Source organism: Idiomarina aquatica, assembly GCF_004362895.1.
In the GTDB taxonomy this organism is placed as follows: domain Bacteria; phylum Pseudomonadota; class Gammaproteobacteria; order Enterobacterales; family Alteromonadaceae; genus Idiomarina.
Window position 1 is genome coordinate 193,315 of record NZ_SNXI01000004.1, and the last position, 19,016, is coordinate 212,330.

Genomic DNA, 19,016 nt, shown 5'->3' on the forward strand with positions numbered 1-19,016 from the left:
CACTCCCCCTCGCAACCTAACACGCAATTCGAATTACCCTTCGTTCCAGCTCTTCCGCGCACTGTCTGGATTGCCGCGTTGCTTGGTCGAGTTATTCGTAGCTTAAGGGATCGCTTTGTTCGTTGGCAGCAAAAGCTTCCAGGCGTTCGATACAGGCACCGCATTTACCGCAGGCCTTGTCACGACCGTTGTAGCAGGTCCAGGTATTGCTGTAGTCCAGACCCATTTTTAGGCCATCGGCCAGTATGGCGTTTTTATCGACGTCCAGGTAGGGCGCGACCACTTCAACGGGGTCATAGTTCGCCAGCTTGCTGACCACATTCATTTGCCGAACAAATTCGGGGCGGCAATCGGGATAGATCGCATGGTCACCGGAATGCGCACCATAATATACGGCCTGGGCATTTTCGGAGACTGCGTAGCCTATTGCCAGTGATAATAGAATCATATTGCGGTTGGGAACGACCGTTGATTTCATCGATTCTTGTTCGTAATGACCTTCCGGAATATCGATGTCATCGGTTAGTGAACTACCCGCAAGCAAACTATTAATTGCGGTAATATCGACGATTTTATGCGGTATTTCGAGGCTTTTGCAAACATTGGCAGCGACGTCGAGTTCCTTTACGTGGCGTTGCCCGTAGTTAAATGATAACGCGCTGACATCGAGCCCTTGTTGCAGGGCTTTGTTCAGCACAGTGAATGAATCCATGCCACCAGAATAAATTACTACGACTTTTTGCGACATTTGCAGCCTCTCAGTTATAATTGTTCAGCCATCCATTTTAACGAAAGCTATGACTTACCGCATTAACGAAATTTTTGAAACACTTCAGGGCGAGGGAACCTTTACCGGTGTACCATCGATTTTTATTCGCTTGCAAGGTTGTCCGGTGGGGTGCCCCTGGTGTGACACACAACATACCTGGGAAACACGTGCGGAGGACGAGGTCAGCGTGGCAACCATGATGGCTAAAACCGACGCTACCTCGCAATGGGCAGCAATGAGTGCGAGCGATATCCTTGCCGAGATTAGTAAACAGGGGTATCAGGCCAAACATGTGGTGATAACCGGTGGTGAGCCGGCGATGTTTGATTTGTTGCCCTTAGCTAATGCGTTGGAAGCCCAGGGCCTGCAGCTGCAGATCGAAACCAGTGGTACGTTTGAGCTGAAGGTGATCGAAGGTACCTGGGTAACGGTATCGCCTAAGTTAGATATGCCCGGCGGCTATTTAGTGCGCGCTGATGCTATGGCACGAGCGAATGAAATCAAACATCCCATTGCTATGCAAAAACATATCGACGCATTAGATGCGTTATTAGCGCATAATCCGGTGCGTGAAGACGTACAAATTTGCCTGCAGCCTATCAGCCAGCGGCCCCGTGCGACGGAGTTGGCAATGCAAACCTGTATTGCACGCAACTGGCGCTTATCGGTGCAACTGCACAAATATCTTAATATCGAGTAAGCACTTAACAACAACTCACTTCACCTAAAAATTCGCGGCCTATACTAAGCGCTTTCTAACGCGCCAACAGGAGGCCGCTATGCAATCTATCCCAAAACAAACCACTGTAAACCTTGTTTCGCTGCGCCGCATTGCCGGTCAGGGAATGACAGAATACATCATCATTGTTGCCTTAATCGCCGTGGCCGCCATTGGCGTTTATTCGTTATTCGGTGAGTCCATTCGCAATCAGGTGGCCGGTATGGCGATGGAAATTACTGGCCAGTCTGCAAGCTCCACGCTCGATGAAGCCACCAGAGCTGCGAAAAGCGCACAGACGTTGGGCAAAAAAGACGTCACGTTAGGCAACTATGATGACGTAACGCGAAATGGGGAAAGCAACTAATGTCCGTTGTCTGGCTGCGACGGCAATACGGCCAAACCCTGGTTATGGTTGCCGTTGCTGTTTTTCTGATGGCGTTAATGTTGATGGCAACAACGCGCATGGGAGAACATGCCAGACGCCAGTATTACTTGCAGTCGGTTGCGGATAACGCTGCCCACAGTACCGCGGTACTCATGGCCCGGCAGCTTAATTTGTCCGCGGTTCTGAACCGGGCATTGATTGGTAATCAAGTCGCGATGGCACAGTGGGTGGGTCTGGCCAGCTGGCTGGCAATGCTTGAACAGGCGGTGTTTAACATGAGCATAGTCGCGGGCGTTGTACCGGTTCTTAACGTGGTCATGCGAGCAATTGCAAAAGTAATGAATACGCTGCAACGAACTTTTGACAAAACAGTGAAAGTTTTATTGGGTTTTCACGCCGGTATGATTAAGGCGATGTCGATAGCACAGGTGGCGCTGGAAAAGGCGATGACTGTTGATAGTTTGGTATCGATAAAAGACGTTGTCGAGGCCCATGATGAAGAGCTTGACTGGGAGGCTTTTCAAGGTGGCGGCATTGCGCCTTTTCCCACCACCTGGCTAATGAAAACTGAGTTACACAGCACCCGAAACCGAAACGACTCGAACTTTTTTAAACGTTTAGTCATGGAGAGTCGCGACCCTTTTACCAAGGGACGGAGATACATGTGGGGCGATATAGGAGTAATGGGTATTCGCAAAGAGGGAGGCCATGAACTCCAAACTCTCGCCAACGGTAGCTGGAACTGGAATGCGGTTGATTCAGTGGCTACTGTTTTAAAAGTACCCAGTGGTTTGGGCTTAAAATGGATTCCGGTGACACCCATCGGTTGGGGCGCGCGGGCAGCTTACCGCAAGTATTATGGCAGTACATCAGGTCGTCACGCCTACAACGAAGCGTTTTATCAAAATGGATTCGTAACCAGGATGGGCTGGGCGGCAATGCACTCTTACCAGGTTTTGGCACCGTCGTTTCATTACTTAACGCTGCGCGACAATAATAATCTGGGCGCGAACGCGGTGGTGGTCAGCATTATGGACAAGGATAGCGATCAATTTGCCAATGCGCGTGCTGAGGTACACTTTTCCCGGCCGCTGGATATTTTTCCGCGCTCAGATAACAACGGTGAGAAAGCCAACCTCTTTAACGCGCTTTGGGAAGCACGCTTAGTTCCACTGACGACTGTTGATAAAGTTTCCATTGCCGTTAAGCAGGAGCTCCGAGATGGCTAAGGGGCAGGTTTTAGTGGAAGCGCTAATTGGTTTGTCATTGTTGCTTGTTGTACTGCTGGCCTGGCAGCAGACGGTGGAACCTTCAGCAACCGCTAATCAACAAGCATTGACTGCAGCACGTGATGCAATCTGGGGGCGGCAGTTAGATACCGAAAGAGCGCGGGTTTCGGACGATTATTTTGGCGCAAAGGCAACCGGGAAATTACTCAGCGAAGCCGGGAAGTTAATCAAACTTGATTTTGAAACCAACAATCTTCGCCACACTAAGGACAGAGAAGAAGACGCTAAACATGCCGACTATCGTATGGTCCGGTTAACCGACACCTGGTCGCCCGAGAGTGAAGAACGGCTGGCGGGACGCCCACGCAGTCTGGTCTTTAATACCTTGCTGGCTAATGGCTTAGTCCGCACCTTACAAGATGGACTGGGTTATCTTCCGCTTGCTAAGGAAATACGTTCAAAATCACTTATTTTTGGGCATATTGATACGGATGTCGTACCCGAGGATAAACTCGTAAAAGTGCCTTATCGTTAACAAGGAGTCGTTAATGGATTTGCCCAATGGACTGGATCAGTGGCAATGGCAACAGATACCCATACAGGTATTAGGCCAGCAAACTGCTTATCAGCTGACTCAACCTGAGCAACCTGACTGGCAGCAACTTAATCGTTGGTACCCGGACTGTACTGATGCCAGGCTGAACAATTACTGGGTATGCGTTATTGGCGATACGACCTGGAGTTTTTTTGAGTTTGAGCAGCAGCGTTGGGTGCTGATGCCGGTGGTTATACCCAAGGTTAGCCGTGAATCAGCTCTACCCCTGGGGCTGGATATACTGAGTCAGTCGCAGAGTAATGGTTATCGCATAACCGTTTATTTCAGTAACAAGCCATACAACCTATTACAACGACAATTACGCTTTCGGTTAGCGCAACTTATAGCGCGGGTAGAGACCCTCGAGCAAGAAGATGATCTCTGGATCCTCGAGGGCGAACATGGCCGGTTAGTGTTTAGCCGTCATGAAAACTGGACCTTTGTGACGTTAATGCAATGAAGCGTCAGTGCGGTCAGGCAACGGTCGAATGGCTAATTATCAGTGTTACCGCACTGAGCATTCTATGGTTCGCGGAACAACAATGGCAGTTGATGGAACAACTGCGCGAATGGGGTGAGGCGATGATTGAACACTACCATTTTATCTTTAACTACTTAGCACTATTGCCAGGGAGCGGTGTGTGAAGACCAAATTTAAATGGATAATTATCCTGGTCATCAGTTTGGTGATGACTGCTATCACATTGTTGTTTCTGCAAAAGTACTTATCAGAAGAGACCGAACGCCGGTTAGCCGAAGCAGAACCGGAAGGCATTAAAATTGTCGTTTTTGCGCGGGCTCTGGCGGCTGATACGACGGTGTCTGCTGAGGTACTGGCATTACGCGAATTTCCTGAACACTTGATAAGCCAACAGTGGCTTCAGCAACACCAGCTCGCACCGTTTATCGGGCAGAGCCTGCGTTATGCAGTTGACGCGGGTGAACCCCTGACCCAGGCGATGTTAATCAACACGCAGTTTAACGGTTTGAGTCGGCAGTTGCCCGAGGGCTTTTATGCAGTAACGCTAACCGCCAGTGAGGTGACACTGCACAATGGCTTACTGGCGGTTGGTGATTCTGTAGATGTTATCTTCAAAGAAACAACGATGTCAGGTGAAGCCAAACAACATAGCTTTAGTGCTGTTGAAGTATTTAGCTTAGGTGGTAATGGCGGATCGGGCAATTATGCCGCAAATAATATTACCCTGCTAATCCCTGCCAGTGATATTGCGGATTTCACCCGCTATCAAAAAGATGAATATGCGCTATGGGTACGACCCAGCGAGATGGCAGAAGATACCGAACACTGGCGACCCACGTTACCCGCATCAAGAATACTGCAGTGGCAGGGAGGGCAATAACATGCGCAGTTTCTATATCGCCTGGCTGCTGGTTATAACTGTTCTGGCCCCATCCGTTGCCCTCGCGCAACAACAAATTAAGTTGCTGGCTGAGCAGTCGACTCTGGTCGACGTGGCTGCAAATACGCAAATCATGGTCGGTGACAACAGCAAAGTCGCAGCGCGGCTGGTGACGCCGACTCAATTATTGTTAAAAGCACTGCAGCCGGGGTATACCGATGTCTGGCTAATTAATAATTCGCCGCAGCGCTTATTGGTAACAGTCGAGCAGCCTATCGACAAAAAACTTTTGCTGGAGCTGGATGGGCTAAAAGCTGCGGATAAACAGTTGGTAACAGCCATAACTGATAACTTTGTGGTAGCAACAGGAGAGGTTGAAGAACTTACCCGGCAACGACTGCAATTAATGGCTGAGGAATACCCACAATTGTTAGATCAATCGCAGAGCAAACCCAGTGACAGCCCGATGCTCAGGTTGCGGGTAAAAATTCTTGAGATAAAACAACAGCAATTAAAAGAGCTCGGAATTGAATGGCAAAGTGCGACCGCAGGGCCGGCCGCCTCAACGGCAATACAGGGGACTTTTTCCTGGTCGGCACAGATGGCTTCGACGCTCAACTTGCTGCAAACACAGGGGCACGCAAAGCTGCTTGCCAGCCCGACCTTGTCAGCACAAAGCGGTGAAAGCGCGACATTTTTGGCCGGAGGGGAAATTCCGATTCCGCAGGTATTGGCGCAGGGTATGCAGGACGTCACATTCAGATCGTATGGCATTAAGCTGAACATTGCTCCGGAAATTACCGCCACGGGTAAGATCAAAACCCAGTTGAGTGCCGAAGTGAGTAATCTTGACCCTGCCGTCAGCGTTAACGGTGTGCCAGGCATTTTGACGCGGCGTACAGATTCGGTATTTCTCGCGGATGACAACGATACCCTGGTTCTATCCGGTCTAATGAGTCATGAACATAGTCGCAGCGAAGGGCAAACGCCGGCCTTAGGTGATGTGCCGGTTATCGGTCAATTGTTTAAATCCAGCGAGTTACGTGAACAGCAAACGGAACTTGTCATCATGGTGACGGCAGAGCGTCTGGCTTCGGCACAGCAGCGTTTACAGGAAAAAAGCCAGCGCCTCGAACAACAAACAAGCTGGCTAAGCGAAGCAGGGTGTGTGGGCTTACAGGAGGTAACCTATGAATGAGATGAAACAGCAGTTACAACAGCAGTTGCGAATGCATTTGGATCAGCGCAACGCCGGTGTGGATGACCTAACCGATGATGCGTTACGCGTGCACGCCACGACCTATCTAAAAGGACAGCTCGGCAATAACGATGAACATCACTATTTGATTCGCGAGGTCGTTGACGAAGCGATTGGTCTGGGTCCGTTGGAGCCGTTGCTAATGGATAGCGATATTTCTGAGATCATGGTTAATCGTTACGATCGGATTTTTATTGAGAAATCGGGTCAATTGCAAAACGCCGGCATTCAGTTTAGTAGTGAACAGGCGTTGCGCCGCGCTATAGACCGTATTGTACTGCCGCTGGGGCGGCATGTGGATGACGCGTCACCTATGGTTGATGCGCGCTTAAAAGACGGCTCGCGAGTTAACGCGGTCATTACGCCGCTGGCGCTAAAAGGTAGCTGTGTCACCATCCGTAAATTTTCGGCTAAACCTTTAACGCTGGATGATCTCATTAATTCCGGTTCACTCAGCGAGAAAGCCGCGAGATTTTTAACCCTGGCGGTTGCGTGTCGGCAAAATATTATTGTTTCCGGCGGCACGGGAACCGGTAAAACAACCTTGCTTAATACGCTTTCCAGTCGCATCCCCAGTGGCGAGCGAGTGATTACCATAGAAGATGCTGCGGAGTTGCAACTAACTCACGAAAACTTAATTAGTCTGGAGGCGCGCCCGAAAAACCAGGAAGGGCAGGGTGCAGTTGGTATTCGCGAGTTGGTTATTAATGCCCTGCGGATGCGCCCGGATCGATTGGTGGTTGGCGAATGTCGGGGCGCCGAAGCGTTGGATATGCTGCAAGCGATGAACACCGGTCATGCCGGCTCGCTCAGCACTGTGCATGCAAACACCGCGCGCGACGCGTTGCGGCGGCTGGAGGTTATGGTGTTAATGGGTGGAATTGAGTTACCGGTGGTTGCCATCCGTCAGCAGGTTGCCAGTGCGGTCGATATTATCGTTCAGATAGCGCGTTTATCTGATGGCAAACGTGTGGTCATGAGTATAAACGAAGTTACCGGCTTAGATGGTGACACCCTTCAGGTGGCTTCGTTATTTGAGCGCAGTCGAAAGGGTGAGGCTCTGACCAGTTGCCAGACACTCTGCCAGTTTGCTCAACAACAAACTGACGAGGTACAGGCTCAGTTACTCGACTGCTTGGTTAACTGACGTGATATTGCAGCTGCTGGTTGCCTTTTGCCTGTTGTTAAGCACGGTTTTTTGGTGTTCGTTGCTGATTCAATTTAACCGGCAACGCATAAAAAAACTGGAAGGCACGCTGGAATCAAATACCCAACGTTCTTTGCAAGAGTTCTTCCTGTTTTTGCCGGCTACTATTTTAGTGCGCTTGTATCTATCCCTTTGCGTTATGGCGCCTCTGTTGGGGTGGCTATTGGGAGATTGGTTGAGTGCGCTGAGTTGTTTTGTGGTGGTGCTAATTGCCCCACCTGTTGCCTTTAAATGGTTACTAAAGCGTCGCTATCGGGCATTACAAAAGCAGTTGCCGCCAATGTTAGTGACGTTAAGTAATCAACTTCGCAGCGGTATTAGTATGGCTAACGGCATCAATGGCTTAAAAGGCGAAATCCCTGCGCCACTGGGGCAAGAGGTTAATGAAGTTCTGCGTCAGGTAAAACTTGGCCAGGACTTAGAGCAGGCACTGTTGGGGTGGCAACAGCGGGTGCCTATTTTTTCGGTAAAAATGGTGGTGCAGTCATTAATTTTGGGCTTTCGCAGCGGTGGTCAGCAATCTGAGCTGCTGATGCGCTTAGCAGAAAACTTGCAAAAGCAAGAGCATATCAGAGAACGACAGGCGACCCTGTCATCGCAGGCAAAGATGCAAGCGAGAGTTCTGGTGTTAATGCCGATCGCACTATTCTTTTTGCTACGCAGTATGAAGCCGGATCACATCGCTATGCTTACCGGAACCTTAGTTGGGCAACTGATGCTAGTGGCAGCCGGTGTATTGATGATCATCGGTGGCTGGATGATGAAAAAAATCCTCAATACGGATGACTTCTGATGTTAGTTATTGTTTTTCCATTGGTCTTTATATGCCTGCTGTTACTCACTTACTTATTGTGGAAGCTATGGATTTGGCTGGCGCTGGTGCCAAAGCTGGATCGTTTAAGCGAAGCGTTATGGCGTAGGTTACCGACAAAAGCGATGACAAAATTGAGTCGCTTGTTTGATAGCGAGGGGCACCGATTGAACCTGCATCGAACCATGAGTTTGTGGGTGGTTGCGTTGCTGGGTTGCGCTGTGCTGAGTCTTACTACTGGTCAGGTGCTGTGGGTTTTTGGCTGTTTACTGGGGTTGCTGTTGCAGGTGAGCAGAAACCAGAACCGATTTAAACTAAAGCAACAGGAAATTGTTAAGGAACTCCCGGATTTTTGTGACCTTTTAGCGATGATGATTGCAGCAGGCATCCCTTTGATTCCGGCAATGGCGCGCGTATCAAGCGCTTGCGAAGGGGGACGTCTGGCTAGCGAAATAGCTCGTGCTAATGCACAGCTGCGCCAGGGCGTACCATTTAACGAAGCATTGCAACGGCTGGCAGACCGTTATCGACTGGCGTTACTTAACGAGTGGACAGGATTGTTAATTCAGGGACATCAGCAGGGTAGTAGCGTGGTCACCACGTTAAGGTTTCACTCGCTGCAAATGCGACAGCAGTTGCTTAACGAGGCAGAAAAGCGCGCACAGGAAGCCCCCGTTAAATTGCTGTTTCCGTTAATGACCTGCTTTTTTCCGGTGAATTTTTTAGTGATCTTAGGCCCTATCGTATTGCAGCTTAGTGAAGGCGGACTGTAATTATGTCAAAAATTACGTTATTACCTCATGTTTATCTAATGACTACCTTTCGACAGCGCTTATGGGGACTGATTAATGAGCCTGAGCCGGCAGCGTCTCAGGGCTATTGGTTTCCGCGCTGCCGCAGCATTCATACCTTTGGAATGAAGGCGCCGATCGATGTTATTGGACTTGATGCAGAGCATCGTATCAGGCAAGTGGAAAGGCACGTAACTCCAAACCAGGTTCGGTATTTTTCCGGGTGCGAGAGTATTCTGGAATTGACCTCTTTTAGCCCCTGGCCGTTTCAGTGCTGGCGGGGTAAACCTTTAACTTTTATTCGGCAGGGAGCGCCAACAAATGACTCGGACTCAAAAATTCAACTACCTGACTTTGCTATTGCCATTGCTACTGATTGCTGGTTGTCAGGCGACGGTTCAGCAGTATCAACAGCAACAACAGACCTATCAGGCAGCTAAAGACTGGTATCTGAGCGGTGATTTGCTGGCTGCGGAGCAACAACTGAATCAGCTGCATTCACGCCAGTTACACAGCTTACAAAGCTGGCGACTCATGGGCAACATCCAGTTCCGTCAACAACGCCTTGATGCTGCAGAAAACGCTTATCGACAAGCACTCTCCCTGGCACCCAACGATAAATTTAGTTGGCATAACCTGACCTTAGTTAAGTTAAGGCAAACCACCAACACGTTGATGCAGGCGCGCAGTGAACTAGGGCAATTAGATCGAACTAATGATGAGCTGTTGCGTAACCTGCTGCGCCTGCAGCGAGTGCAGCTACAATAAATGACGAGGATGTCACGACAACGCGGGTTTGTGCTGATCAGTTTAACCTTGTTCAGTTTGCTTTTAGCTGCTCAATGGCTGCACATTGCGATGCAGCAACGTCAGCTACAGTGGCTGGCACTAATGAACTTTACTGACGAAATTGTCGACCGCCGACATTTAATACGAGCGTTGGCTTTGCAACTGGAGCGAATGCCAAATGCACAGGAGCTAGAGCTAAGCCAGCAAGCTAGCGGTATTGTGTGGTCTTTTGTTATTGACGATACAACCGCCGCTTCGCTGCGTTGGCGGTTGTTTATACCCCGCCGAGCCTGGGCAGAGAGAATAGTGGGACGCAGTGGCGGCGAGATAGACGGTAGTTTTTGGGTTAGTACCGAAACCTCGCCGATAACCTAGCGTACGGAATGTTTCATGATGCGCGATTTTTGCCGCTGCCAATCGCGTTCTTTTATCGTGTCACGCTTGTCATGTGACTTTTTACCTTTGGCCAGCCAACACTCGATTTTTACCCAAGGGCCTCGCCAATACATCGCTGTTGCAACGATCGAATAGCCTTCACGCTCAGCAGCGCCGATGAGTTTATCGAGCTCTTTGCGCTTTAATAATAGCTTGCGGCTACGATCAGGCTCGCAATAAACATGGCTTGATGCCTGATTCAACGGTTGAATTTCGGCCCCCAGCAAATAAGCTTCGCCATCTTTGATAATGACGTAGCTATCGCGAATGTTAGCTTTGCCGGCGCGGATACTTTTGACTTCCCATCCCTGTAAACTCACTCCCGCCTCAAACTTTTCTTCAAGAAAATATTCGTGGCGCGCTTTTTTGTTTAACGCGATGGTGCCGCTGGATTGTTGTGGTTTATTTTTACTCATGGGCGCTATTATACTCATGATTCGCTAAAAGAAAATTGCTTTCAGGACTAGAAAGGCTGACAGATTGCGTTATTATTGCGCAAACCGAATTTGGCAGTAGGAAAATCATGCCCAGAATCGAGAAAAGCGCGTTGGTTTCGTACAGTGCGCAACAAATGTTTGATTTAGTCAATGATATAGAATCTTATCCGCAATTTGTCCCCGGTTGCGTTGCGTCACGTGTTAGAGAACAGGGTGACGACTACAAAGTCGCGACGTTGGATATCAGCAAGGCGGGGATTCGTAAGAGCTTTACTACCCGTAATCAGCTGCTGCCGCCTGAGCGCATTGATATGCAGTTGGTCGACGGGCCGTTTAAACAGCTCGGTGGGGGCTGGACGTTTGTGCCATTAGCTGATGACGCCTGCAAGATTCAGTTCGAGCTGGACTTTGAGTTCTCGAGTCGGTTGCTGGGCATGGCATTTGGTAAGATTTTTAGTGAAATAACCGGACGCATGGTTGATGCGTTTGTGCAACGCGCTAAACAGGTGTATAGCTAATGCTGACGGTAGAAGTCGCCTACGCGACACCGGATAAACAGTTAATTCTGACGGTGCAGGTGGCTGCAGGTACCACCGTTGAGCAATGTATTGAGCAGTCCGGCATTAAGTCACATTTTGCTGATATCGACTTAACGCAGCAAAAGGTCGGTATCTGGAATAAGCCAAGTAAACTTGATGCGACACCGCGCGACGGCGATCGTATCGAGATTTACCGCCCCTTAATTGCCGACCCTAAGGCAGTCAGGAAACGTCGTGCTGAACGAGCCAAAGAAGAAGGTCGTGCGGACAAAGTGACCGGCGGCAGACCCGACGCAAAACGTCGGCAACGAAGTAAGGAGTAGTCATGCGGTTATACATCATGCGTCATGGTCATGCCGTGTTACCGTTATCAGCCAGTGCCGACAGTGATCGTAGACTGACATCCGAGGGTGAGCAGGAAGTAGCAACGACGTCGCAATGGCTGGCAGAGCAGGCCGGCGAATTAGACGCTTGCCTTATCAGCCCTTACATCCGCGCCCAGCAAACCGGCACCGTTGCCATGGGCCGCATCAAAACCCGACAACGTAATAATCTGCATGAATTAACGCCTGACTCAGAACCGAGCCTGGCGTTAGCGGCTATTGCTGCCGAAATCGAAGCCAATGATTACCAGCAGGTGCTGGTAGTTTCTCATATGCCATTAGTGAGCTACCTGGTACACGAGATCGACCGTAACAAGCAGCCGCCAATTTTCCCGACAGCGGCTATCGCTGTGATGGAGTTTGATCCTCATACCCAACGCGGGCAGTTTGAGCAATTGATGGTTGCTGAGCGTTGTGCCGGTTAAATCTGGCGGCGGCTAGTCGTCACGTTGCAGCAAAACGATAATTGCAGCATCTCCGCCCCATTCTTTGGGCGCCTGATGGAAAGCCCGCAAACGTGGATATTGTATTAGCCAATGCGGAACCTGCTGCTTCAATTTACCACTGCCATGGCCATGCATAATGCAGCAGCATTCGATTAGCTGTTGCTCGCAGGCTTTAAGCATGGCTGCGAGCTCCTGCTTGGCCGCTGCAAGCGTCAAACCGTGCAGGTCTAGCAACATATCGGGTACATAATCACCACGACGTAGTTGTTTGAGTAGGTAGTGTGATTCGCCTTCAGCAACGTACTTAACCGTGCCGTCTTCTATGTAGCCTTTAAATTCATCCGAAAAAAAATCGCTGGCCGCGCGGCTGGTTTGAGCCTCAGGATGAGCTTTGGCCTGCTGTTGCTTGCGCTTAACCTTGTCCTTTGCCGGCAGCGGCTCGATGGTGTCATTGGCAAGTGTCTGGGTACCCTTTACGGCGTCACGGAATAGTGCACTATCTTCCGCCTCGATAGCCCCGTCGTTCGTTTTATTGGATGATTTAAACCTGCTCATGGTAGATGATTCTATGGCCTTTTTCAGTTACCCTAATATGCTAACACATAAACCCACTGAACAAGTTAATCGTGGAGACAGCGTTGAGCCCATCAACTATTGAAAACGCCTTGCAGGATCTGCACAGCATCGACGATTTATTACGCTGGAGTGTCAGCCAGATGCTGTCACAACAGCTCTTCTTTGGTCATGGTAATGCCAATGCAGTGGAAGAAGCGCGCGCATTACTCGGTCACGTCACGCAGCTTACACCAGACGAGTTACTCGATGCCCGCCACTGCCGTTTGACCCGCGACGAAAAGGCCGCCTATCTGGCGCTGCTAAAACAACGTATTGAACAGCGTAAACCAGCTGCTTACCTAACTCATCAAGCTTGGTTTGCCGGTCTGCCATTTTACGTTGACGAACGGGTATTGGTGCCGCGCTCGCCCATCGCCGAATTGATCGAAACAGGTTTTCAACCCTGGTTGCAACATCAGCCTCAGCGTATTCTGGATTTGTGCACCGGTAGTGGCTGCATTGCCATCGCTTGCGCCTATGCCTTCCCGGAAGCGCAAATTGATGCAGTAGATTTGTCGACCGATGCGCTCGCGGTAGCCGAACAGAATATCGAACAACACGGCTTGCAGCAGCAAGTTGTGCCGTTGCAATCTGATTTGTTCGACAGTTTAACCGGTGAACGCTACGACTTGATCGTGACCAACCCGCCCTACGTGGATGCAGACGATATGGCTGACCTTCCCGATGAATACCGGCATGAACCAGAGTTAGGTCTGGCAGCGGGTGACGATGGTCTGGAGCTGGTCGATAAGATGTTGTTGCAGGCTGCTGATTATCTGACCGACAATGGCTTGTTAATCTGCGAGGTGGGCAATTCAATGCCGGCCCTGAATGATAAATATCCAGATACCGGTTTTGTCTGGGTAGAATTCGAACGCGGTGGTGATGGTGTTTTTGTTTTGTCACGCCAACAGTTAGTCGAGCATCGGAGTCGTTATGGCAGGTAGTAGCTGGGGTGAATTGTTTCGGGTCAGTACCTTTGGCGAAAGTCATGGCGCTGCGCTGGGGGCTGTGGTTGATGGCTGTCCGCCGGGGCTGGCATTAACCGAAGCCGATATACAACAAGCGCTGGATCGCAGAAAACCCGGCTCAAACCGCTATACCACGGCTCGCCGCGAAGCCGACCAGGTGGAAATTTTATCCGGGGTATTTGAAGGCAAAACTACCGGTACACCGATAGGGTTATTAATTCGCAATACTGACCAACGAAGTCAGGATTACTCTAATATCAAAGACTCATTTCGTCCGGGCCATGCCGATTATACCTATCAGCACAAGTACGGTGTGAGAGACTATCGCGGCGGCGGACGGTCATCGGCGCGCGAGACGGCGATGCGGGTGGCTGCCGGCGCCATTGCGGCGAAGTTACTGAGTCAGTTAGGCGTTACCATCCGTGCCGGGCTGGTGCAAATGGGTACCGTTACCGCACAGCAGCTGGACTGGAACGAAGTGCATAATAACGACTTCTTCAGCCCGTGTAAGTTAGCAGTAGAACATTACGACCAATTAATACGCCAGCTCCGCAAAGACGGGGACTCGATTGGTGCCAGGATTCACCTGCAGGCAACAGGGTTACCTCCGGGCTGGGGTGAGCCGGTGTTTGATCGGCTCGACGCGGATCTGGCTAAAGCGCTGATGAGCATTAACGCCGCCAAAGCGGTATCGATAGGGGATGGTTTTGATGTCGTTAATCAGCGTGGCAGTGAACATCGCGACGAAATGACGCCTGACGGTTTCCGCTCTAATCATGCCGGTGGTGTGTTAGGTGGTATTAGCACCGGACAGGCACTCACCGCGGACGTTGCGTTTAAACCCACGTCAAGCATCAGTGTTTCCGGTGATACCATCAATCGCCACGGCGAAGCTGAAGCGATCGTTACTAAAGGCCGTCATGACCCTTGCGTAGGTATCCGGGCAGTGCCTATTGTGGAAGCGATGACCGCGTTAGTGTTGGTTGACCATTGGTTACGCCAGCGCGCACAGAATGCCGACGTGAGCCCGAATACACCTAATATTATGGCTCCATAGGTTGCTACGTCAGGGTAGTATTGATGACTAAGCAGCATCACTATCAGCAGTTAATTGATGTTTTTAATCAGTGCTTCAAAAACACTGAAAACACAATTTTAGTGGCCGGCGAAGATGAACCCTATTATTGCCCTGCAGGTCAGCAGCATGCTCATCACCGGGTTGTTTTTGCGCATGGTTTTTATGCTTCTGCGCTGCATGAAATTAGCCACTGGTGCATAGCCGGGCGGGTGCGGCGACAGATTTTTGATTATGGTTATTGGTACGAACCCGACGGCCGCGATGAGAGGCAGCAGCAGGCATTTGAACAGGTAGAGCGCAAGCCGCAGGCGCTGGAATGGTTGTTTTCGTTATGTGCGGGCACGAATTTTCAGGTCAGCGTTGATAATTTATCGGGAATTGAAGTAGACCGTGCGGCCTTTACAGCGGCTGTAAAAGATCAACTTTTGCGTTTTTACCGTACTAAAATACCGACACGTGCGGAAGTTTTCGCAAAAGCACTCTGTCACTACTACAACAGACCATGGCCTACATTGGACAAGGTTGAGCAACTATCCACGCAAGTTTAGTTACAAGGAGAGACACTATGTTACGTCGTAGTTTAATGGTACTGATGATGTTCGGTTTAGCCAGCTGTGCCACCATCGAGGGGGCGGGTGAAGATATTGAGTCTGCAGGTGAAGCGATTCAGGAAGAAGCCGAGGAAAATAACGAATAATGTCAAAAAGCCGTTTAGTTGTCGGTTTAATCATTAACCCATTTGCTGGCCTTGGGGGCGCTGTAGCTCTCAAGGGCAGTGATGGCAAAGAAACCCGCGAAAGAGCATTTGCACTGGGTGCAGAGCCCAGAGCGCAGCAGCGCGTGCAGCAGGCGTTAACGCTGTTAAAACCCTATGCTGAACAGATCCAGTTCGTTACCTGTGCAGGAGCCATGGGCGCCGATACGTTAACGCAACTGGGCTTTGATTTTAGTATTGCTTACACCCCAAACGGCGATGAATCGAGCGCTGAGGATACTCAGCAAGCTGTTGATGCACTGCAACGACAGGCTATCGATCTGTTGTTGTTTGCCGGCGGAGATGGCACCGCAAGGGACGTTTTTAAAGCGATTGACGAGCAGCAGCTGGTGCTGGGTATACCCGCCGGCGTTAAAATCCACTCTGGTGTTTATGCGGTTAGCCCCAAAGCCGCCGGGCGTGTAGTCGAGCGCATTATAAACGGCCAGTTATCGAGTTTAAAACATGCCGATGTCATGGATATCGACGAGGAGTTGTTCCGCCGGGGCAAGGTTAAAGCACGACGTTTTGGCGAGATGTTGATTCCCGCAGAACTCGAGTATGTGCAAGCGGTAAAAATGGGGGGCGTTGAGAGTGACGAATTGGTGCTGGCTGATATTGCTGCCGAAATTATTGAGCGCACCGATGATCACTACCTGGTAATGGGCTCCGGCTCCACGGTGGCAGCAATAATGGAAGACATGGGACTCGATAATACCCTGTTAGGGGTGGATTGGGTGCATAACGAAACTGTGCTGGCTAATGATCTCACTGAAAACGAACTGTTTGAAAAAGTGTCAGCTCAGGCGCCGGGAACAATAAAACTGGTGATCACGGTTATTGGTGGACAGGGGCATATTCTGGGACGTGGTAATCAACAGCTGAGTGCGCGTATTTTGCGTCACATTGGCCGTGAAAATATCTGGCTGGTCGCCACCAAAGCCAAGTTGGAAGCATTAAAGGGCAGACCCTTATTAATAGATTCCGGTGATGAACAACTGGACCAGGAATGGTCAGGCTTAATTGCTGTTATCACCGGTTATCACGATGAAGTGCTGGTGCGTTTGCAGAGTATTGACTAACCAGCCTGTTTAAAACTGAGACTTGGGTAAGTGTACAACCAGTCCGTCGAGTGCATCAGTCATTTCTATTTGGCAGCTCAGGCGGCTGTTGTCTTTTGGCTCCATCGCCATATCAAGCATGTCTTCTTCCTGTTCAGATGCAGGTTCTAGCTTATCCAGCCATTTTTCGTCGACATAGCAGTGACAGGTCGCGCAGGACAAAACCCCGCCGCATTCGCCCACGATACCGTCAATAAAGTTGTCTACGGCAGTTTCCATTACGTTACTACCCACTTCAGCTTCTGCTTCAAATTGATTGCCATCAGCATCGATAAAATAAACAGTCGGCATAATGCTCTCTTTCGTTCAAAGTTTGGGCTCGATAGGATAGAATACGCCGCTTCTTATGACAACGCCATTTTATGGGAATCGTTCATGAAGCAATCGGATCCGTCAAATAACCTACTCGAGCGGCTGTTCAAAATTAACGCGCAGGGTAGTTCTGTTAAGTCCGAGGTTATTGGGGGTATCACGACCTTCTTAACCATGGCCTACATCATTTTTGTGAACCCATCAATTTTAAGTGAAACCGGTATGGACTATGGTGCCGTGTTTGTGGCTACCTGTCTGGCGGCGGCTATTGGCTGCCTGATCATGGGACTATGGGCTAACTATCCGGTCGCATTGGCGCCGGGTATGGGGTTAAACGCCTTTTTTACCTACACGGTGGTGTTTGGCATGGGCTATACCTGGCAAACGGCTCTGGGAGCGGTGTTTTTCTCCGGTATTATCTTCTTTCTGTTATCGGCGTTTCGCGTCAGGGAGTGGATTATAAAATCTATTCCAACCACGCTGCGACTAGCAATTGCGGCCGGTATCGGTGCGTTTCTTGCGCTAATTGGTCTAAAGAACGCCAACATAATTGTAGCCAGCGACGCAACCATGGTGGCGTTGGGTGATTTGGGCGATACCTCAGTACTGCTGGCTGCGGCCGGCTTCTTTCTGATTATTGGTTTGGTTGCGCGGCAGATTCAGGGCGCAGCCTTGATTAGCATCTTGCTCATATCGGCCATTGCGTTGATGCTGGGACTGGTCGACTATGAGGGCATTGTCTCGATGCCACCATCGCTGGCCCCAACCTTTATGCAAATGGATATTGCTGCGGCCTTCGATTTAGGCATGTTGTCAGTTATTTTTGCGTTCCTGTTTGTCGACTTGTTTGATACCTCAGGGACCTTGCTGGCGGTGGCACAACGCGCTGGTATCGCCAAAGCTGATGGCCATATGCCGCGCCTGGAGAAAGCGTTAATGGCAGACAGTACCGCAACGGTAGCCGGCTCGGTGATGGGGACATCGACGACAACCAGTTATATCGAGTCTGCAGCCGGTGTTGCTTCAGGCGGTAAAACCGGGCTGGCAGCGGTAACTGTTGGTATTTTGTTTTTGCTGGCGATGTTTTTTGCGCCTTTAGCGGGCATGATACCGCCTTATGCAACAGCCGGCGCGATCATTTATGTCGCGGTATTGATGTTGTTTACCCTTAAAGACGTGCAGTGGGAAGATATTACCGAAGCTGCGCCGGTAGCGGTTGTGTTATTGATGACACCGTTAACCTATTCTATCGCCGACGGTATCGCATTAGGTTTTATTAGTTACGTCGTGGTAAAATTCTTAGCTGGCCGCTACCGGGAACTTAACCCCAGTGTGGTGGTTTTAGGCTTACTGTTTATCGCTAAATTCATTTGGTTAGGATAAGAATATTATGGGATGGCACTCAAATAGAGAATTTTTCGTTTCCTGGGAAGAACTGCATCGCGCCACCAAAGAGCTGGCACATCGCCAGTTACCGGCAGAGCAGTACAAGGGCGTTATTGCAGTTAGCCGCGGCGGCCTGGTTCCGGGTGCTATCATCGCGCGGGAATTAAACTTACGTACGGTTGATTGTGTCTCGGTAAGCTCTTATGACCATAATGAACAACGCGATGACCTGAACGTATTAAAAGACGTGACCGCAACCAACGACGGTGAAGGTTTTCTGGTTGTTGATGACCTGGTCGATACCGGTAATACATTAAAGTTTTTGCGTCAACGGTTGCCTAAAGCCAAGTTCATTACAGTCTATGCAAAGCCGGCGGGTATTGACTTAGTTGATGACTATGTTGCTGACTTAGAACAAGACACCTGGATTCATTTTCCGTGGGACATGCACTTGCACTATGTTGAGCCACTTGCCGGGCAAGAGAGTTAAGCCGAAAGATTTTGATAAAAAAACGGAGCCATCAGGCTTAATGCCGATCAGTTAAAGAATTTTTAGCGATCGGTTGACCGATCCGGCAGAGCCTTCAAAATCCATAGTCAGACTGTCTGGCTATGGATTTTTT

General features: G+C 50.0%; 28 protein-coding genes. 24 read left to right on the forward strand and 4 right to left on the reverse strand.

Annotation, left to right across the window (positions count from 1 at the left end; translation table 11 throughout):
• Positions 1 to 91: 91 nt before the first annotated feature.
• Complete coding sequence (gene queC / locus DEU29_RS05090) at positions 92 to 748, reverse strand: 7-cyano-7-deazaguanine synthase QueC (protein WP_133539168.1); 657 nt, start codon at positions 746 to 748, stop codon at positions 92 to 94.
• A 49-nt stretch (positions 749 to 797) separates the two neighbouring features.
• Between queC and queE the strand changes: the two genes are divergently transcribed.
• The 14 genes from queE (at position 798) to DEU29_RS05160 (ending at position 10,291) form a co-directional block, all read left to right on the forward strand.
• Entirely contained in the window at positions 798 to 1,469 is a 672-nt protein-coding gene (queE, locus tag DEU29_RS05095; protein ID WP_133539169.1) for a 7-carboxy-7-deazaguanine synthase QueE, read from the forward strand.
• A gap of 79 nt (positions 1,470 to 1,548) precedes the next feature.
• The gene (locus DEU29_RS05100) at positions 1,549 to 1,854 is read left to right on the forward strand and encodes a Flp family type IVb pilin (protein WP_133539170.1); all 306 of its coding nucleotides are present in this window, start codon (positions 1,549 to 1,551) and stop codon (positions 1,852 to 1,854) included.
• Entirely contained in the window at positions 1,854 to 3,104 is a 1,251-nt protein-coding gene (locus DEU29_RS05105; protein WP_133539171.1) for a hypothetical protein, read from the forward strand. Before DEU29_RS05100 ends, DEU29_RS05105 begins: the two co-directional genes overlap by 1 nt.
• Entirely contained in the window at positions 3,097 to 3,639 is a 543-nt protein-coding gene (locus DEU29_RS05110) for a hypothetical protein (protein ID WP_133539172.1), read from the forward strand. The genes DEU29_RS05105 and DEU29_RS05110 overlap by 8 nt, the downstream gene beginning before the upstream one ends.
• A 13-nt stretch (positions 3,640 to 3,652) precedes the next feature.
• The gene (locus DEU29_RS05115; protein WP_133539173.1) at positions 3,653 to 4,159 is read left to right on the forward strand and encodes a hypothetical protein; all 507 of its coding nucleotides are present in this window, start codon (positions 3,653 to 3,655) and stop codon (positions 4,157 to 4,159) included.
• Positions 4,156 to 4,344: a hypothetical protein gene (locus DEU29_RS05120; protein ID WP_133539174.1), complete on the forward strand. Its 189-nt coding sequence runs from the start codon at positions 4,156 to 4,158 to the stop codon at positions 4,342 to 4,344. Before DEU29_RS05115 ends, DEU29_RS05120 begins: the two co-directional genes overlap by 4 nt.
• A complete protein-coding gene (cpaB, locus tag DEU29_RS05125) occupies positions 4,341 to 5,060 on the forward strand; it encodes a Flp pilus assembly protein CpaB (RefSeq protein WP_133539175.1) in 720 nt (239 codons plus the stop codon). The genes DEU29_RS05120 and cpaB overlap by 4 nt, the downstream gene beginning before the upstream one ends.
• A gap of 1 nt (position 5,061) precedes the next feature.
• Entirely contained in the window at positions 5,062 to 6,258 is a 1,197-nt protein-coding gene (locus DEU29_RS05130; RefSeq protein WP_166635881.1) for a type II and III secretion system protein family protein, read from the forward strand.
• Positions 6,251 to 7,465, forward strand: coding sequence for a CpaF family protein (locus DEU29_RS05135; protein WP_133539177.1), 1,215 nt, complete (start codon positions 6,251 to 6,253; stop codon positions 7,463 to 7,465). Before DEU29_RS05130 ends, DEU29_RS05135 begins: the two co-directional genes overlap by 8 nt.
• Before the next feature lies 1 nt (position 7,466).
• Positions 7,467 to 8,318: a type II secretion system F family protein gene (locus tag DEU29_RS05140; RefSeq protein ID WP_133539178.1), complete on the forward strand. Its 852-nt coding sequence runs from the start codon at positions 7,467 to 7,469 to the stop codon at positions 8,316 to 8,318.
• Positions 8,318 to 9,109, forward strand: a complete 792-nt coding sequence (locus DEU29_RS05145) for a type II secretion system F family protein (protein ID WP_133539179.1) — start codon at positions 8,318 to 8,320, stop codon at positions 9,107 to 9,109. The genes DEU29_RS05140 and DEU29_RS05145 overlap by 1 nt, the downstream gene beginning before the upstream one ends.
• A gap of 38 nt (positions 9,110 to 9,147) precedes the next feature.
• On the forward strand, positions 9,148 to 9,567 hold the full coding sequence (locus DEU29_RS14270) for a DUF192 domain-containing protein (RefSeq protein WP_432206869.1): 420 nt from the start codon (positions 9,148 to 9,150) through the stop codon (positions 9,565 to 9,567).
• Entirely contained in the window at positions 9,449 to 9,895 is a 447-nt protein-coding gene (locus DEU29_RS05155; RefSeq protein ID WP_133539181.1) for a tetratricopeptide repeat protein, read from the forward strand. The genes DEU29_RS14270 and DEU29_RS05155 overlap by 119 nt, the downstream gene beginning before the upstream one ends.
• 9 nt (positions 9,896 to 9,904) lie before the next feature.
• Positions 9,905 to 10,291, forward strand: coding sequence for a hypothetical protein (locus DEU29_RS05160; protein ID WP_133539182.1), 387 nt, complete (start codon positions 9,905 to 9,907; stop codon positions 10,289 to 10,291).
• Here the strand turns inward: DEU29_RS05160 and smpB are convergent.
• Positions 10,288 to 10,767 carry an SsrA-binding protein SmpB gene (smpB, locus tag DEU29_RS05165; protein WP_133539183.1) on the reverse strand — a complete coding sequence of 160 codons (480 nt, stop codon included), beginning with the start codon at positions 10,765 to 10,767 and terminating at the stop codon, positions 10,288 to 10,290. The two genes, DEU29_RS05160 and smpB, sit on opposite strands and share 4 nt — an antisense overlap.
• Before the next feature lie 107 nt (positions 10,768 to 10,874).
• Between smpB and DEU29_RS05170 the strand changes: the two genes are divergently transcribed.
• The 3 genes from DEU29_RS05170 to sixA are packed head-to-tail and all read left to right on the forward strand — an operon-like array spanning position 10,875 to position 12,135.
• Entirely contained in the window at positions 10,875 to 11,306 is a 432-nt protein-coding gene (locus DEU29_RS05170; RefSeq protein ID WP_133539184.1) for a type II toxin-antitoxin system RatA family toxin, read from the forward strand.
• A complete protein-coding gene (locus tag DEU29_RS05175; protein ID WP_133539185.1) occupies positions 11,306 to 11,650 on the forward strand; it encodes an RnfH family protein in 345 nt (114 codons plus the stop codon). Before DEU29_RS05170 ends, DEU29_RS05175 begins: the two co-directional genes overlap by 1 nt.
• Positions 11,651 to 11,652: 2 nt before the next feature.
• Positions 11,653 to 12,135 carry a phosphohistidine phosphatase SixA gene (gene sixA, locus DEU29_RS05180; protein ID WP_133539186.1) on the forward strand — a complete coding sequence of 161 codons (483 nt, stop codon included), beginning with the start codon at positions 11,653 to 11,655 and terminating at the stop codon, positions 12,133 to 12,135.
• Between the two features lie 12 nt (positions 12,136 to 12,147).
• On the opposite strand, the gene smrB is transcribed toward sixA, so the two are convergent.
• A complete protein-coding gene (gene smrB / locus DEU29_RS05185; protein WP_133539187.1) occupies positions 12,148 to 12,711 on the reverse strand; it encodes an endonuclease SmrB in 564 nt (187 codons plus the stop codon).
• Positions 12,712 to 12,794: 83 nt separating this feature from the next.
• Here smrB and prmB point away from each other — a divergent pair, with 83 nt between their 5' ends.
• From prmB to DEU29_RS05210, 5 genes are read left to right on the forward strand one after another with little or no spacing between them, the layout of a single operon-like run.
• Entirely contained in the window at positions 12,795 to 13,718 is a 924-nt protein-coding gene (prmB, locus tag DEU29_RS05190) for a 50S ribosomal protein L3 N(5)-glutamine methyltransferase (protein ID WP_133539188.1), read from the forward strand.
• The gene (gene aroC / locus DEU29_RS05195; RefSeq protein ID WP_133539189.1) at positions 13,708 to 14,799 is read left to right on the forward strand and encodes a chorismate synthase; all 1,092 of its coding nucleotides are present in this window, start codon (positions 13,708 to 13,710) and stop codon (positions 14,797 to 14,799) included. Before prmB ends, aroC begins: the two co-directional genes overlap by 11 nt.
• A 23-nt stretch (positions 14,800 to 14,822) precedes the next feature.
• Positions 14,823 to 15,368: an elongation factor P hydroxylase gene (locus DEU29_RS05200; RefSeq protein ID WP_133539190.1), complete on the forward strand. Its 546-nt coding sequence runs from the start codon at positions 14,823 to 14,825 to the stop codon at positions 15,366 to 15,368.
• Between the two features lie 17 nt (positions 15,369 to 15,385).
• Positions 15,386 to 15,517: an entericidin A/B family lipoprotein gene (locus DEU29_RS05205; RefSeq protein ID WP_133539191.1), complete on the forward strand. Its 132-nt coding sequence runs from the start codon at positions 15,386 to 15,388 to the stop codon at positions 15,515 to 15,517.
• Entirely contained in the window at positions 15,517 to 16,656 is a 1,140-nt protein-coding gene (locus DEU29_RS05210) for an ATP-NAD kinase family protein (protein WP_133539192.1), read from the forward strand. The genes DEU29_RS05205 and DEU29_RS05210 overlap by 1 nt, the downstream gene beginning before the upstream one ends.
• A 9-nt stretch (positions 16,657 to 16,665) precedes the next feature.
• Here the strand turns inward: DEU29_RS05210 and DEU29_RS05215 are convergent, their stop codons facing one another.
• Positions 16,666 to 16,986 (reverse strand): 2Fe-2S iron-sulfur cluster-binding protein, encoded by a 321-nt coding sequence (locus tag DEU29_RS05215; protein ID WP_133539193.1) that lies wholly within the window; start codon positions 16,984 to 16,986, stop codon positions 16,666 to 16,668.
• Between the two features lie 84 nt (positions 16,987 to 17,070).
• Here DEU29_RS05215 and DEU29_RS05220 point away from each other — a divergent pair, with 84 nt between their 5' ends.
• Entirely contained in the window at positions 17,071 to 18,390 is a 1,320-nt protein-coding gene (locus DEU29_RS05220) for an NCS2 family permease (protein ID WP_133539194.1), read from the forward strand.
• A gap of 7 nt (positions 18,391 to 18,397) precedes the next feature.
• On the forward strand, positions 18,398 to 18,883 hold the full coding sequence (gpt, locus tag DEU29_RS05225) for a xanthine phosphoribosyltransferase (RefSeq protein ID WP_133539195.1): 486 nt from the start codon (positions 18,398 to 18,400) through the stop codon (positions 18,881 to 18,883).
• Positions 18,884 to 19,016 lie beyond the last annotated feature (133 nt).